Below are 14,785 nucleotides of genomic sequence, written 5' to 3'. Positions count from 1 at the left end.
CTTGGATTGAAATAAAAGAACACCCTCCTGCTACAGAAGGGTGTTCTCCTCTACACACCAACAAACCCAAATATCTATCTTCCTGGTTTACCGCCTGTTTTTTCAAAATCAGGCGGAAACGGTAATTCGGTTGGCCCACTTCATGCGGTTGGCGTAGCGCATCAAAGCATCTTCTAACTGAGGCAGGATCTGGCCGCGCTCACTGCTCAAGGCACTGTACCTTGGCCGAGGGGCTTGGTGCCCTTGCCACTCATTCGCGGAGAACCCTTGCACCAGGTTAGGGTCCAGGCCGGTGATCTCGGCGGCTTTCCGGGCCAGGTCTGCCCAGGACAACTCACCTTCATTGGTCAAGTGCCAGATTCCTGATTCTTCGTCTACCAACAGGTCAAGGCAGGCATTTACCAGATCGGGCACGTAGGTGGGCGAGATAATGATGTCCTCGGGGGCCAGGAAGGTATTTCCTTTGGCCAGTTGGTTGATCATGAGGGTCAGGAAATTGAACTCGTCCCAAGGCCCGAAAAACGAACTGGTGCGCACGATCAACGCCTCGGGGTTCATGTCCTGCACGTATTTCTCGGCCTGCGCTTTGCTTTTGCCATACACGTTCAGGGGGTTCACGGCATCGCTTTCCAGGTAAGGCTCCTGTTTCAAGCCGTCAAACACCAGGTCAGACGAGAAGGTTAGGTACTGGACGCCTCTTTTCTGGCAGGTAGCGGCCAGCAGCATGGCGCCGTGCGCGTTCACCAGATGGCAGGCTTCGCAGTCTTCTTCGGCTTCGTCAATTTTCACGTACCCGGCCGCGTTGATTACCGCCCAGGGGTTGTAGTAGTTCATGGCCCGCTCGATGGAGAACGGATCAGCGATGTTCAGCTGCTTGCGACCCACCAACCGGTACGGAATGTGGCGGTCTCCGCAGAGCCGGGCAAACGCACTCCCCAGCGTACCGGTGGCACCTGTGATGAGGATAGGTCGCGTGGTGTCTTCCAGATGGAGTACCTCTTTCTCCGTCAAGCCGTCGCCGTCTGGGATGGTCTCGGTTTCATAGATGGGGTTCCAGTTCAGGCGCCACACCGACTTGGTGCCCCGGCCAAACCGGTTTTCTTCGCGGTTCAGGAACAACTCGGCGTGTTTGGCTTCGTCCGTGAACGGGTAGAAATAGCGGTCTGGGCGTTGCCACCAGCCGGGCAGATGGAACAAGGGATGGTTGTACTCCTCTCCTTTAGCCAGTTTGGTCAGCATTTTGGCCAGGGCGGTTGGTCTTGGCACCGGTCCGCGTACGTCAAACACGCCGGGTTCATAGTAGCCGTCGGCGCGGGTCACCAGGTTCACCCAGTCAAAGGTGCCCAGTAAGGACCAAGCAGCTACGCCTACCACGTTTACACCTTCTTTTTTCAAATTGGTGCAGGAATCCCAGACGTGCTTGAACCATTGCACCTGCTCTTCGCGGGCGCCGCAGATGTGCACCTCGGTCACCGAGATAGGCAAACCGTAGCGTTCCCAGGCTTCGCGCAGCAAGACCTTGTGGCCTGAGTAAAAGCCGGCCGGATCTTCGGTTTTCACGCGCAGGGCCTCCACATCGGCGTACTCATGGATACCGTTCCCGCCGTGCGTCCACTCAGGGAAACCAGCCAAGTTTTCATCCAGGTAGCGCTCACTGGTGGGATAATGGTTGATCCCGATGATGTCTGGCGGGCACGGATTGTCTCTGAACCATTGCAGGTCTTCTTCCGGGATGCCGTTGTTCACGAAGTACTGCCACATGGAATGCTCTGGGGTAAGGGTGCCGGTGAGCAGGTCCAGGCTGGTCCAACGGCGGTCATTGTCCAGTTTGGCCTGGTAGGCCAGCAGCGGGGTGCTGTAGGTTTTGCCTAAATCCTCGGTTTGCACCAGTTTGGCATGCGGAATGACTTCCCGGATGGCGCGCATGGCCAACACCGTGGCTTTGCATTGGTGCAGCAAGGTTAACCCGAAGGTCTTGCCGTCTCTGCCGTGCGGGTACCAGTGCCCGTACAGTCCGCTGAAGCGGGCGGTGGTAAGTGGTTCATTAACCGGGGTAAAGTACTCCACCCAGGGATAGCGTTCTGCCACCGCACGGGCGTATTCGGCTACTCCCTCGGGGAAGGACGGGTCTGCCAGGTTAGTGTGCATGGGGCCGCTGCCGTGGTGCACGAGTCCAAGAATGGGCGTGATGTTATGTTCCTGCAGCAACTGCATGCGGCGGTCGCCCCAAGTCCAGTCAGCGGTAGCGGGTCCGTTGGGGGCGGTTAATTCCCACAGCAGCGGATAGCGCATCTTCTTCACCCCGATGGAGCCAAACAAGGCAATGTCTTCTTCGCGCAGGGCATGGCCGTTCAATTGCATCTGGTCCAGGTATTCATCTCCTACCCGGTTTACGGTACACTCTAAACCTGCCCAAACTTCTGGGAAACAAGGGTTCAGATTTTCGCTTTTCTCCATTCGTATAAACGTTTGAACCAGAGCAAAGCAATGCTTTATCTATCATGGATTTAGGCATATTCATGACAGTAAAACAGGTACTTTATTCCTTAGTAGAGCACTAAAGATTAGGGGGCAATGCTCAAAAGGCTCCGTGATGTTTAAGAAAACTGTTCTGGTAATTGTTCTAAATAATTTACCAGTTTTGGAGAAATACGCGAGCCTAAAAAAGAGAGTTGAAGAACAGGTGAAATTTAAGGGTATGCACTTAAAAAACCGTATTTACTGCAAATTAGCTTCGTAATTACGCTATACGCATGGTGTTTTTCGCCTTGTTTTAGATAAATAGCTTAAAATCAAGTGACTTAATGACAGAATCAACCTATTTAAATAGTTAAAAAGAAAGAAGGCTAACTTTAGGCTTATAGAACCTTTTATTACAAGTATTTACCTGAGATGAGACGAGAATAACAAAATCTTATACGGCCACTCTGCTGTATACATTTGAAGCAATTAAACCAATTAAGCCCCGAAATAGGCTTGAATACAAACCTAACGCTTCGTATGCTTTTAAGAAAGTGGCGTGTGAATACAAACAGAGGGAAGGAATCAAAAAAACATAGGCCATACCAAGGCAAACTAAGCTTTGAGGCTAGTTTTCAGAAAATGCTTTAAAAACAGGAATCAAGCTTTGGGAAGGGTGATGTAGAAGGTGGTGCCCTTGCCTTCTGCGCTCTCAAACGAGATTTGTCCGTGGTGCCATTCTACAATGGTCTTGATAATGGACATGCCCAACCCCACCGATGGCTCTCCTTTGAGACCGGGGCGGCGGGCCTTGGTGAACTCATCAAACAGCGTGGCATGGTACTTTTTAGGAATACCTACCCCGGTATCAGAGACGGTGATCAGAATCTGGTCGTTTTTCTCCTCCAAGCCAACAGTGATGCTTCCCCCGTCTGGCGTAAACTTCAGGGCATTAGAGATCAGGTTGCTGATGGCTTGCAGAAATTTGATGTCATCTATTTGGGCGTAGACTTCCTCCTGGGCCGGTGTGAAATCAACCTGCACGTGCAGCACCTTTCCCTCGGCTCTCTGGTACTCCACAATGGCCTCCCTGAACTTCTCCACCAGATTCACCCGCCGGGTAATGACCTCTGTTTGGGCAGACTCCAGAAATTCTTTTTTCATAAACTCCTGGATGAGGCGGGTACCGTTCTGGCTGCTTTTGTCAATCAGCTGAATGATTTCCAAGGCATCTTCATCGGCTCTATCGCCTAATTGCTCTACCAGGATTTCTGCCAGGTTATGGATCATGCCCATTGGCCCGGCCAGGTCATGGGAAAGGATGTTCAGGACGGAGTTTTTCTTGTTGGAGTACTTCTTGAGGTTGTCGTTGTATTGGCGTCGGATAGAGATGTCTTCTGCGTGCCCAATGATCAAGCGCTCACCGGTGCTTTGCTCCAGCAAAGTAGGCCGAAGGCACACCCACTGCTCTGACTGACCGGTGAACCTGATCCGGAACTCAATTTCCGGACAAATGCCTGGTTCCTGGGCTTCGGTCAGGTTTTTAATGACGTGCTCCTGGTCATCTGGGTGAACCTTGCTCAGCAGGGCAGCAATGTCTGACTGATCCTCTTGAAACTTGAAAATCTCTTTGAAAGCAGGGCTCAGGTACACGAATTTATGTGAGCCTGTGTCGTAGCCGAACAAACTCAAACCGGTTTGTTCTAGTAAGGCTTTGCAAAACTCGTGGGAGTTAATCATAACAACGTCTTCTGAAACGCTGTTATCCTGAAAGGCCGTTTCAATTACCTAAATATACAAGAAAAGGACTGCCAGAGTTTGAAAACTTGTATTACTTCTCAAAAGACTAGTGTTTATACCAGCCCATAAAGGCAGGCTAACCTTTAATTCTTCTTTTAGTAAAAGAATTATTCCTGTGTTCATACCTGTATAGACAACCTATGGCCCCTATCTATTCTGCAGAAAGCATCAACTCCTTTTTTGTAAACCAGGTAAAGGACTATGCGATCTTCGCCACTGATACCAACGGCATTATCACGGCTTGGAACAAGGGAGCGGAACGGCTGAAAGGCTACACCGAAGAAGAAATTGTGGGCCAATTTTACGGCATCCTGCACCCAGACGAATACCAGCAGGTCGGTTACCCCGAAAAAGAATTACAGAAAGCCCTGGATAACGGCTCTTTTGAAAACGAAGACTGGCGCAAAAAGAAAGACGGTTCTCTGTTCTGGGCCACCGTTACCCTCACTCCTATCTATGATGAGAGCGGCCAGCACATTGGCTTTACCAAAATCACGGGAGACCTTACCAAACAGAAAGAACTGCAGGACAAACTAGCCGAACGGCAGCAAAATGCCCTGGAGCGCAAAAACTCTGAGCTCCAGCGCACGAACAATGACCTGGACAATTTCATTTACACGGCCTCGCATGACCTGCGCTCGCCTATCACCAACATAGAGGCGTTGATGCTGTACCTGGAAGAAAAGCTCAAGGAAGAAAATGCCCTTACGCCAGAGACGCAGGAGGTTTTGCAGCGGGTACTGGACTCGGTAGACCGTTTTAAGCGCACTATTGAAGATCTAGCCGAAATAAGCAGGGTGCAAAAAGACAGCACCCAAGACGCCACAGACATCGTCACCAATATCAAAGACGTGTACGAAGACATCATGGCCGACCTGAACTATCCCTCCAAACAAAAAGCCTGCTTCATCCAAACTGATTTTCAAGTGTCACAGCTCAACTTCTCCAAGAAGAACTTCCGGAGCATCTTGTACAACCTCCTAAGCAACGCCATCAAATACCAGGCGCCAGACCGCGATTGCATTATCCGGGTAACCACCCGTTTAGAAGAACCTTATGTGGTTTTACGGGCAAAAGACAATGGCCTAGGCATGAACCCTAAACAGCAAGAGCAGTTATACGGCATGTTCCGGCGCTTCCATGACCACGTAGAAGGCACCGGCGTTGGCCTTTACATGGTGAAGAGAATAGTAGACAACGCAGACGGCAAGATTGAGGTGGAAAGCAAAGAAGGAGAAGGTACTGAATTCAGGGTGTACTTTCAAGAGGCGATGTAACCCCTCCTACCTAACAGACTTACGTAAATTAGTACCCAACAGAAATGCAGGAGCAGCACGCAGCAGACGCACAGGCAGATAACGCACAAAAGATGCTATCTGTGATGATAGTAGACGATGACGAAAGCTGGATTTTCGTGTCTAAGCTTCTCTTGAAAAAGGCCGGTATTCAAAACGGAATCATTACCGCCAAAAATGGCCTGGAGGCCTTCACCAAATTACAGGAGTTGGTTTCTGCCGAAGATAAAAAGCTACCTGACCTTATCTTCCTGGACATCCGTATGCCCGTGATGGATGGCTTTGAGTTTCTGGAAAGGACCACTAAAACAGATCCTATAGACCTGAGCCAAACCAAGGTGTATATCTGCAGCAGTTCCCTTAACCCCGGAGACAAAGAGAAAGCCGCCCTCTACCCTGTGGCCGGTTTTCTTACAAAACCCCTTTCCAAAGAGATCTTACAAGGAATAATAGGATAAGCCCAGAAACGAGCTACCTGCCCGGCGCTGCATCGTTGCTTTCTAATTGCCCGTACGGTTCATAAGCGGGCTCTTCTGTAGAGAGTAGGTTCTTCCTTGTCGCTATCTTCCCCATAGAATAGGAAGGAAACCTAAATACCCCGTCTTTTACTGCAGCTTACGGAAATATATGTCCTTAGAAGATTCAAGTGCCCGGCCAGAAAATGCATTAGACTATAAAACGATATTTAAAGCCATGCCGGGCAGTTTTCTGGTAGCACAGCCCAATCCTCCGCATTTCACCATTCTGGAAGTAAGTGATGATTTTCTCCACACCGCGGGCAAAGAAAGGCATCACGTAATAGGCAGAAGTGTTTTTGAGGTATTTCCTGAAAACCCCCAGGAAAATGCGGCCACAGGACCTTCTACGTTAAAAGAGTCTTTCCATAAAGCCTTGGCTTCAAAGAAGCCAGACCATATGCCCATTGTGCGCTATGACGTACCCAACATAGACGGCCAATTTGAGGAGCGGTACTGGGCTGCCTGCAACAAGCCGGTTCTAAATGAAGAAGGAGAAGTACGCTACCTGATTCACTCCACCTCAGACATCACCGATCAGGTACTTACCAGCCATAAAATAGAAGAAACAGAATCACGTTTCCGGCACATGGTAGAACAGGCGCCGGTGGCCTTTGCGTTAACCCGGGGCGCCGATGTGGTGATTGAAAGTGTCAATGCCCCCATGGTGCGCCTCATGGGCAAAGAGAAAACAGAGGAGGTGCTTGGCAAGAAGATGATAGACGTTTTGCCCGAGGTAGAAAACCAACCCATTCTGGCCATTGCCAAAAACGTGGTACAAACTGGTGACGCTTTCAGAGGCAATGAAGTGCCGGTAGACTTACAGGAGGGCGATATCCTGAAAAAGCATTACGTAAATGTATCCTATACCCCGCTAATTGAAGCCGGGAAAATAACCGGGGTAATTCATGTAGCCCAGGACGTAACCGAGCAGGTACTGGCCCGCCAAAAGGTAGAAGCCAGCCAGGAAGAATTAAGGCGGTTCAAGTTCATGGCAGACCAGGCCCAGGATTCCTTTGTGTTGATGCGGGAAGACGGTTCATTTGCCTACTTGAATAAAAATGCCCTGGAAATCTGGGGTTACTCAGAAAAAGAAGCCCCAGGTTTGCGGGTGCCTGCGGTAGACCCGGTGTACCAGGAGGACATGTTCAAGCAGCTTTTCGCCAAAGCGCAGAAAGAAACCATTCCGCAGTTTGAAACTCTGCACAGAAGAAAAGATGGGCACATTTTTCCGGTAGAAGCCAGGGTAGTGGGGCTACTGCTGGATGGGGAACCCCATCTGTTGGCCATCACCAGAGACATTACGGTCCGCAAAGAAATGGAAGCGGCCTTAAAAGAGAGCGAAGAACGGTTCAGGATTATGGCAGACGCCGCCCCTAACATGGTGTGGGCCATTAGCCCAGAGGCTGAACTCACGTATGTCAATACCTCCTTTTTATCTTTCTTAGGCATTGGGTATGAGACCGCACTCCGGGACAACTGGATACCGTATGTGCACCCAGATGACGTAAACATAGCCATAAAAACCCTGGGTGGGGCTATCCAGAACCAAGGCATTTTCACCATTGAACACCGCATGCGCCGGCAAGACGGCGTGTACCGGTGGCTGCTTTCACAGGGTGCGCCCAGCTATCTGCCTAATGGTGACATTTACAGCTACATCGGTTCTTCCATTGACATCACTGACCTGAAACAGGCCGAAGAAGCCCTGGCCCAGAAGAACACCCAGCTGGTCAGGACCAACACCGACCTGGATAACTTTGTCTATACCGCCTCGCATGACCTGCGCTCCCCCATCACCACCATTGAAGCCCTGATAGGCTTCCTGAAAGACGAACTAACCGACACAGATTGCTTGAATTCTGAGACAGAAAGCATTTTGAACCGGGTCATCACCTCCATGAGCCGCCTGCAACGCACCATCCAGGACCTCACTAACATCAGCAGACTGCAGAACACGAACCCTGAGAACCTGCTGGAAGAATCCATAAACGTGCAGGAGGTGTACGAAGACATCAAGGCAGACCTGGTGGCCTCCAACAGCACCCAACCCTGCCACATCCACACTAATTTCCAGGTGCCGCAGCTCCGGTTTTCTAAGAAGAACTTCAGAAGCATCTTGTACAACCTGCTCAGCAATGCCCTCAAATACCAATCCCCAGACCGGGAATGCAGCATCCAGATTCAGACGCGGTTAGAAGAGCAGCATGTTGTCTTAGAGATGAAAGACAACGGGTTAGGCTTGCCCGCGCACCAGCAGGAACAGCTGTTCACCATGTTCCGGCGTTTCCATGACCACGTGGAGGGCACCGGCGTAGGGCTGTTCATGGTGAAGCGCATAGTGGAAAACAATAAGGGCAGGATTGAGGTTGATAGCAAAGAAGGCCAAGGCACCGAGTTCAGGGTGTACCTGCCGGTAGCTGACTAAAACCTTACTATCTTTGTTGAACAAATAGGTTACCATTACCCCCCTAAAAGATGGAGGAGCGGAAAGCAACGGGCGCAAACCCGGACAAATTGCAACACATTGAAAGCGTCATGGTGGTAGATGATGACGACAACTGGATCTTTATCTCCAAGATAAACCTGAAGAAAGCCGGCTTAGGAAAAGAGATCATCACCGCCCGCAACGGCCGCGAAGCCATAGACAAACTAGAGGAACTCGCTGCCACCGGTGAGAAAAAACTCCCCGCCCTGATCTTTGTGGACATTAGAATGCCCGTCATGGACGGCTTTGAGTTTCTGGAGCAAATTTCCCAAACGGGTAAGATTGACCTGGGCCAAAGCAAAGTGTACATGTGCAGCAGCTCCCTTAACCCCGCCGACAAAGAACGGTCCGCCAAATACCCCATTGCGGGTTTCCTCACCAAACCGGTTACCAAAGAAGTTCTGCTGAATCTTTTGGCCTAGTTTTACAAAAACAGCTCTAAAACAGAAGCGGGCAATCTGATGGAATGCCCGCTTCTGTTTTATTCGCCTTTGTAGGGGCAATCCCTTGTGGTTGCCCTTAACAATTTTGAAGCAAAGGGCAACCACAAGGGATTGCCCCTACTAATAGTTATACCATTCGCCCCACTGGTTACGCAGGTTCTTGCGCATCTCGTTTTCGCGGGCGTTGTTACCGGGGTTGAAGAAAATGGTGCCCTTTAGATCATCCGGCAGGAAATCCTGCGGCACGAAGTTGCCTTCGTAGTCATGGGCGTACTTGTACTCGTTTCCGTAACCGATTTCTTTCATGAGCTTGGTGGGCGCATTGCGCAGATGCAAGGGTACCGGCGGACTCCCCTGCTCCCGCACCATGGCCCGGGCGCTTCTGATGGCCTTGTACGCTGCATTGCTTTTAGGCGAGGTAGCCAGGTAAATAGCGCACTGCGACAGAATGATGTCACACTCGGGGTAGCCAATCACGTTCACCGCCTGGAAACACTCGTTGGCCATGATGATAGCCGTAGGGTTGGCGTTGCCTATGTCCTCCGAAGCCATGATGAGCATCCGGCGGGCAATAAACTTAGGGTCCTCGCCCCCTTCAATCATGCGCGCAAGCCAGTAAATGGTGGCATTTGGGTCTGAGCCCCGCATGGATTTGATGAACGCCGAGATGATATCATAATGTGCTTCGCCGCCTTTGTCATACAAGGCCAGGTTCTGCTGGGCAATCTGTTTTACCAGCTCGTTGGTGATTTCCAGTTTATCCGTCAGGCCGCTGCCGTCAATCACAATCTCCAGCAGGTTGAGCAACTTGCGGGCATCGCCGCCCGAAATGGTGAGCAGCGCCTCATACTCCTTTACCTCAATGTTCTGCTTTTTCAGGATCTCGTCCTCGGTCAGGGCTTTCTGCACCAAATCCGTAAGCTCTTGCTTCTCCAGGGACTTCAAGATGTAGACCTGGCACCGGGACAGCAAGGCGGGAATCACCTCAAAAGACGGGTTCTCCGTTGTAGCCCCAATAAGCGTTACAATGCCTTTCTCCACCGCGCCCAACAGCGCATCCTGCTGTGACTTGTTGAACCGATGGATCTCGTCAATGAACAGCACCGTCCCTTGCCGGCGACGGGCCTGGTCAATCACCTCCCTGATGTCTTTTACCCCCGCGTTGATGGCGCTCATGGCCACAAACGGCACCTTCAGTTGCCCGGCAATGATGCCCGCCAAGGTGGTTTTGCCTACGCCCGGTGGTCCCCAGAAAATCATGGACGGCACCATACCGGCCTCAATGTAGCGGCGCAGCACTCCTGTGGGGCCTACCAGGTGCTTCTGACCGGCGTATTGATCCAGGTTGAGCGGGCGCATGCGCTCCGCCAGGGGGGCTTTGGTGGTTTGGAACATGGAAAGCAGTTTGGGTTATTTGCCTGGCTGTATACGCAGGAAACCGAAGGGCAATTTACTTTCTTTCTGCCACTGTTTCCTGGCTGATTTTCAGAAAATGGCCTGAAAGCGGCTTCCCGGATGGTTGCCTACCGGATAGTAGTCCTGCTGATTCTTCTCTTTGTGTTAAAGGATTGTATCTGACTACCCTTGAACCAGCGTGCCTGGACTGCGTATCTTCTACCGCAGGGTTCCTGCCATGAAAACCAGACAAAGATGAAAACTGCTGTAGCCGGACGCACCATCCTTCAATCTGTGGCAGCCTTTACCACCATAGGCGGCTTCCTGATGGATTGGAACAAAACCCACCTGTTCAATCCCAGATGGACTCCACATGCCAAGTTCCATGACGCCATGACCATCCTATCCGGGACTTTGCTGGGCGCTAGCAGCCTCTATCTGCTTAATAAGAAAGACGGAGACGCTGCCACCAACCTAAAAACCGCGGCTTTTCTACCGGCCATCTTTTACCTGGCGCAGGCCGGCAGCTTCACCTTTCCCGGCGCTAAAGGCATGGATGCCGAGTTCCCGGAGAAAATCCCCTCCGTAGGTAGAATCCGCCTCAACGAAGGGCCTTTTTCCCTGGTAATGCTGGCGGCTTTGGGTGCCGGGTATCTCCTGGCCAGGAGAGAGACTAACTAAAAATCCTGAAGTTTGAAGCTTCTATTTTAAGGCTGTTTCTAGAAAATCAGCCCTACTACTCCTGCACGTCAATGTAGGGGCAATCCCTTGTGGTTGCCCTTACGCTTGTAGTTTGGATGGTTGATAATCACTCCGACAAGACACACGTATACCGTCCCCCTTTGAAGGGGGTAGGGGGATGATAAGGCAGCGTTTAGTACCGATTGATTTTACTACAGAGTAATCCGTTTCTCACGCAAGGGCAACCACAAGGGATTGCCCCTACAGTTCAGGAATGATTTAACCAGCACGAGTAATCATCCCCCTACCCCCTTCAAAGGGGGACAATCAGATACCCCAACTTCTTAAGGTAACTTCTACCCCAAAGTAGACGGGCACACAAACGAGGTTTTGGGAACGTCTGTCTCAGCGATGGCTTTGAAGCCGCCAGCTACGTCTACCAGGTTGTCAAAACCACGGGCTTTCAGGATGGAGGCAGCTACCATGGAGCGGTAACCACCTGCGCAGTGCACGTACACGCTTTCTTCTTTGGGAATTTGGGCCAGGTGCTCATTCAGGGAGCTTAAGGGAATATTGAGGGCACCTTCCACGTGCTCAGCGGAGAACTCGCTAGGTTTCCGGACATCCACCACGACAGCGGCACCATTCTTCAGACGCTGGGCAAATTCTGCGGCGGAGATAGAAGGCAAGATGTCTGTTTCTTTTCCGGCGGCTTGCCAGGAGGCAAAACCGCCCTGCAGGTAACCCAAGGTGTTGTCATAACCTACGCGGGCCAGCCGGGTCACGACTTCTTCCTCTCGGCCAGCATCTGCCAGGAAAACGATGGGTTGCTGGATATCGGGGATGAGTTCTCCTACCCAAGGCGCAAAGCTGCCGTCCAGCCCGATGTTGATGGCGTTGGGAATGTGCCCCAGCGAAAAATCAGCGGCTTTTCGGGTATCCAGCACCAGAGCGCCGGTCTCGTTCACCAGGGCTTCGAACGTCTCGGGGGAAAGGGCCTGCAGGCCTTGGTGCAGGACGGTCTCAATGTTGGCGTAGCCTTGCTTGTTCAGCTGCACGTTTAACGGAAAATAGCTGGGCGGCGCCAACAAGCCATCGGTGACCTCTTTGATGAATTCAGCTTCGGTCATATCGGGGCGCAGGGCGTAGTTGGTTCTTTTCTGGTTGCCCAGCGTGTCAAAAGTTTCCTTGCTCATGTTCTTGCCGCAAGCCGATCCGGCCCCGTGCGCAGGGTACACCAAAATATCATCCGCCAGCGGCATGATCTTGGTGCGCAGGGAGTGGAACAGGATGCCGGCCAGTTGCTCCTGGTTCAGGTCAGATTTAGCGGCCAGGTCCGGACGGCCCACATCCCCAATGAACAGGGTATCGCCGGTGAAAAGGGCGTAGTCTTTACCGGTTTCGTCGCGCAGCAAATAGGTGACAGATTCCAGTGTATGGCCGGGCGTGTGCAGCACTTTGATGGTGACCTTGCCAAGAGTCAGTTCCTCGCCATCCTGGGCCAGGTGGGCGGCAAAGTTGGGCTGGGCGGCGGCACCGAACACAATCTGGGCTCCGGTGGCCTGCGCCAGATCCACGTGCCCCGAGACGAAATCGGCGTGAAAATGGGTTTCCAGCACGTATTTGATCTGGGCCTGGTCTTTCTCGGCTTTGAGCAGGTAAGGCTTTATCTCGCGCAGCGGGTCAATGATGGCGGCCTCGCCGTTGCTTTCAATGTAATACGCTCCCTGCGCCAGGCAACCGGTATAAATCTGTTCTACTTTCATAGCAAGATGAACTTGTTTTTACTTCTTTTTACAAAATCGGGGCCAAAACGGACCCAAGGTAAGGACTCCCGTCCCTGCGGGCTACTTCAACAATAACTCCTTACCTAGGATAAAAATACCCATGGCCAGCACAATCCACCCGAAGCCCTTCTTCAAAATCCGGCTGTTTACTTTATGGGCGAAGGCCGCGCCCGCGTAAATCCCCGCTACCGACAAGGCCGAAAACGTGAGCAGGAAAGCCCAGTCAATGCGGTACTGGTACACATCGCCCAGGAAACCCACCAGCGAGTTCCCCGCGATGAGCACCAACGAGGTGCCTACGGCGGTTTTCATGTCCAGGCGCAGCAACAGCACCAGGGCGGGGATAATCAGGAAGCCGCCGCCCGCGCCCACCAACCCAGAGATGAGGCCTACCAACACCGCCTGCGTGAGGACTTTGGCATAGCCCACCCGCTCCTCTCGCCCTAAGGGACAAACCACCTCTTTGTGTTGAATCATGCGGTACGCGGCAATGACCATGAGCAAGGCAAACAGCACCATCACGGCCACACCTTTGGTGATCACCACCCCGCCTAGCTGCAACAGGTGGTTGGGCAGCGCGGGCAACAGGAACAGGCGGGTAAGGTAAATGGTCAGCAGCGAGGGCAGCCCGAAGGTAAGCAAGGTTCTCAGGTGCACCAGCCCCTGCCGGTAAAACCGGATACCGCCCACCGAACTGGTAGCCCCTACCACAAACAGCGAGTAAGACGTGGCCAAGACCGGGTTCAACCCGATGAGGTACACTAAAATGGGCACCGTTAAGATAGAGCCTCCGCTTCCGGTAAGCCCCAGAGACAGCCCTATGAACACTGCCGAAATGTACCCCAGTATTTCCATGTATGCTTGTTTGCGGCAGCAAAGGTAGAAGATACTTTGACCCATCACAGTTTCAAAAAACATAGTGCCGTTTTAAGCCCGTTTTTTGGTTAATTTCTTCTGAACAGAACAAGGCGCCAGAAGCATAGAAAAGGCCCAGAGCTGCACTCAGAGAATAGAACTTCCCTGGTCCGTCCTGTTGCCGGGGTTCTGTAAAATACCCGAAAGCAAAGGTGTAACCGCGGCGCTTCTTATTTTGGAGGGTTTTACCCAAAACGAACGGGAAACAGGCTTTCCGGAAACCGAATAATCTTTCTATTTTCGGGTTCCACTAAAGCCCTGGTTTATGCTGTTGCACTTGCTGCTGCCTTTTCTTCTTTCTTTTGCCAGCCTCTTTGCGCCCAACGCACCGGCGCTCACCGGCCAAGAGGTCCTCAGGAAGATGCATGCCAAGTACCAGGGCAAGTTCAACCCGTATTTCACCTTTGACCAGAAAGCCATCATCTATAAAAGCGCCCAGGACTCTACCGAGCAGGTTTGGCACGAAGCCCTTGCGCTGCCCGGAAGACTGGTCATCAAGTTCGAGGATTTTGAGAAAGGCAATGGCGCCATCTACGCCCAGGACAGCCAGTTTGTGTTCAAGGATAACACGTTGCAAACCCGCACCCGCCGGGTGCACGAGGTCTTGGTGCTGGGCTTTGATGTGTACCATCAGCCGGTAGACCGCAGCGCGGCCCAGTTGCAAGAGGCCGGCATTGACCTCTCCAAAGCCTTCGCCACAGTTTGGCAGAGCCGAAAAGTCTACGTGGTAGGCGTGAATAGCCTGGAGGAGAAAGCCAGCCACTTCATCATTGACCAGGAAAAACTCTGGGTGCTGCAGACCGTTCGGCAAACCGGTGACCGCCGCAACGTGGTGGACCTGAAAGGCTACCAGAACGTGAAAGGCAACTGGGTAGCCACAGACCTCACCTTCTCGCTCAACGGCAAAACCACCATGCACGAGGTCTACTACAACATAAAATTCCCCAAGACCTTGCCTGCCAACCTGTTTACCGTGGCCGGTTTCAAAGCAGCCCGCTGGTAAGTC

At 52.1% G+C, this 14,785-nt stretch carries 11 protein-coding genes; 6 read left to right on the top strand and 5 right to left on the bottom strand.

The annotated features are described in order from the left end of the window. Positions 1-108: 108 nt before the first annotated feature. Together FOA19_RS09340 and FOA19_RS09335 are read right to left on the bottom strand one after the other, a co-directional pair. Positions 109-2,457 (bottom strand): family 1 glycosylhydrolase, encoded by a 2,349-nt coding sequence (locus FOA19_RS09340; protein WP_149090577.1) that lies wholly within the window; start codon positions 2,455-2,457, stop codon positions 109-111. 663 nt (positions 2,458-3,120) lie between these two features. After that, the gene (locus FOA19_RS09335) at positions 3,121-4,200 is read right to left on the bottom strand and encodes a PAS domain-containing sensor histidine kinase (protein ID WP_149090576.1); all 1,080 of its coding nucleotides are present in this window, start codon (positions 4,198-4,200) and stop codon (positions 3,121-3,123) included. Positions 4,201-4,400: 200 nt separating this feature from the next. Between FOA19_RS09335 and FOA19_RS09330 the strand changes: the two genes are divergently transcribed. From FOA19_RS09330 to FOA19_RS09315, 4 genes are all read left to right on the top strand, one after another. Further along, positions 4,401-5,537: a sensor histidine kinase gene (locus FOA19_RS09330; protein WP_149090575.1), complete on the top strand. Its 1,137-nt coding sequence runs from the start codon at positions 4,401-4,403 to the stop codon at positions 5,535-5,537. A gap of 44 nt (positions 5,538-5,581) precedes the next feature. Continuing rightward, complete coding sequence (locus FOA19_RS09325; RefSeq protein WP_149090574.1) at positions 5,582-6,013, top strand: response regulator; 432 nt, start codon at positions 5,582-5,584, stop codon at positions 6,011-6,013. Between the two features lie 235 nt (positions 6,014-6,248). After that, positions 6,249-8,498 carry a PAS domain-containing sensor histidine kinase gene (locus tag FOA19_RS09320; RefSeq protein WP_190300344.1) on the top strand — a complete coding sequence of 750 codons (2,250 nt, stop codon included), beginning with the start codon at positions 6,249-6,251 and terminating at the stop codon, positions 8,496-8,498. Positions 8,499-8,548: 50 nt separating this feature from the next. Next, a complete protein-coding gene (locus FOA19_RS09315; RefSeq protein ID WP_149090572.1) occupies positions 8,549-8,980 on the top strand; it encodes a response regulator in 432 nt (143 codons plus the stop codon). Between the two features lie 141 nt (positions 8,981-9,121). On the opposite strand, the gene FOA19_RS09310 is transcribed toward FOA19_RS09315, so the two are convergent. Beyond that, positions 9,122-10,396, bottom strand: coding sequence for a replication-associated recombination protein A (locus FOA19_RS09310; RefSeq protein ID WP_149090571.1), 1,275 nt, complete (start codon positions 10,394-10,396; stop codon positions 9,122-9,124). 255 nt (positions 10,397-10,651) lie between these two features. On the opposite strand from FOA19_RS09310, the gene FOA19_RS09305 reads away from it, so the two are divergent. Beyond that, positions 10,652-11,077 (top strand): DUF6640 family protein, encoded by a 426-nt coding sequence (locus FOA19_RS09305; protein WP_149090570.1) that lies wholly within the window; start codon positions 10,652-10,654, stop codon positions 11,075-11,077. A 356-nt stretch (positions 11,078-11,433) separates the two neighbouring features. Here the strand turns inward: FOA19_RS09305 and FOA19_RS09300 are convergent, their stop codons facing one another. Beyond that, positions 11,434-12,843 (bottom strand): MBL fold metallo-hydrolase, encoded by a 1,410-nt coding sequence (locus tag FOA19_RS09300; protein WP_149090569.1) that lies wholly within the window; start codon positions 12,841-12,843, stop codon positions 11,434-11,436. 81 nt (positions 12,844-12,924) lie between these two features. Next, positions 12,925-13,719: a sulfite exporter TauE/SafE family protein gene (locus FOA19_RS09295; protein ID WP_149091877.1), complete on the bottom strand. Its 795-nt coding sequence runs from the start codon at positions 13,717-13,719 to the stop codon at positions 12,925-12,927. A gap of 325 nt (positions 13,720-14,044) precedes the next feature. Here FOA19_RS09295 and FOA19_RS09290 point away from each other — a divergent pair, with 325 nt between their 5' ends. Next, the gene (locus FOA19_RS09290) at positions 14,045-14,782 is read left to right on the top strand and encodes an outer membrane lipoprotein-sorting protein (protein WP_149090568.1); all 738 of its coding nucleotides are present in this window, start codon (positions 14,045-14,047) and stop codon (positions 14,780-14,782) included. Positions 14,783-14,785: the final 3 nt, after the last annotated feature.

This window comes from Rufibacter hautae (assembly GCF_008271695.1).
Classification (GTDB): domain Bacteria; phylum Bacteroidota; class Bacteroidia; order Cytophagales; family Hymenobacteraceae; genus Nibribacter; species Nibribacter hautae.
Note: the sequence above shows the minus strand (reverse complement) of the source record. Positions and strands in the feature narration are given on the sequence as shown.

Excerpts from the sequence above, each read along its gene's own strand:
- FOA19_RS09340 (WP_149090577.1), bottom strand. The coding sequence starts at position 2,457 with ATGGAGAAAAGCGAAAATCTGAACCCTTGTTTCCCAGAAGTTTGGGCA.
- FOA19_RS09335 (WP_149090576.1), bottom strand. The coding sequence starts at position 4,200 with ATGATTAACTCCCACGAGTTTTGCAAAGCCTTACTAGAACAAACCGGT.
- FOA19_RS09330 (WP_149090575.1), top strand. The coding sequence starts at position 4,401 with ATGGCCCCTATCTATTCTGCAGAAAGCATCAACTCCTTTTTTGTAAAC.
- FOA19_RS09325 (WP_149090574.1), top strand. The coding sequence starts at position 5,582 with ATGCAGGAGCAGCACGCAGCAGACGCACAGGCAGATAACGCACAAAAG.
- FOA19_RS09320 (WP_190300344.1), top strand. The coding sequence starts at position 6,249 with ATGCCGGGCAGTTTTCTGGTAGCACAGCCCAATCCTCCGCATTTCACC.
- FOA19_RS09315 (WP_149090572.1), top strand. The coding sequence starts at position 8,549 with ATGGAGGAGCGGAAAGCAACGGGCGCAAACCCGGACAAATTGCAACAC.
- FOA19_RS09310 (WP_149090571.1), bottom strand. The coding sequence starts at position 10,396 with ATGTTCCAAACCACCAAAGCCCCCCTGGCGGAGCGCATGCGCCCGCTC.
- FOA19_RS09305 (WP_149090570.1), top strand. The coding sequence starts at position 10,652 with ATGAAAACTGCTGTAGCCGGACGCACCATCCTTCAATCTGTGGCAGCC.
- FOA19_RS09300 (WP_149090569.1), bottom strand. The coding sequence starts at position 12,843 with ATGAAAGTAGAACAGATTTATACCGGTTGCCTGGCGCAGGGAGCGTAT.
- FOA19_RS09295 (WP_149091877.1), bottom strand. The coding sequence starts at position 13,719 with ATGGAAATACTGGGGTACATTTCGGCAGTGTTCATAGGGCTGTCTCTG.
- FOA19_RS09290 (WP_149090568.1), top strand. The coding sequence starts at position 14,045 with ATGCTGTTGCACTTGCTGCTGCCTTTTCTTCTTTCTTTTGCCAGCCTC.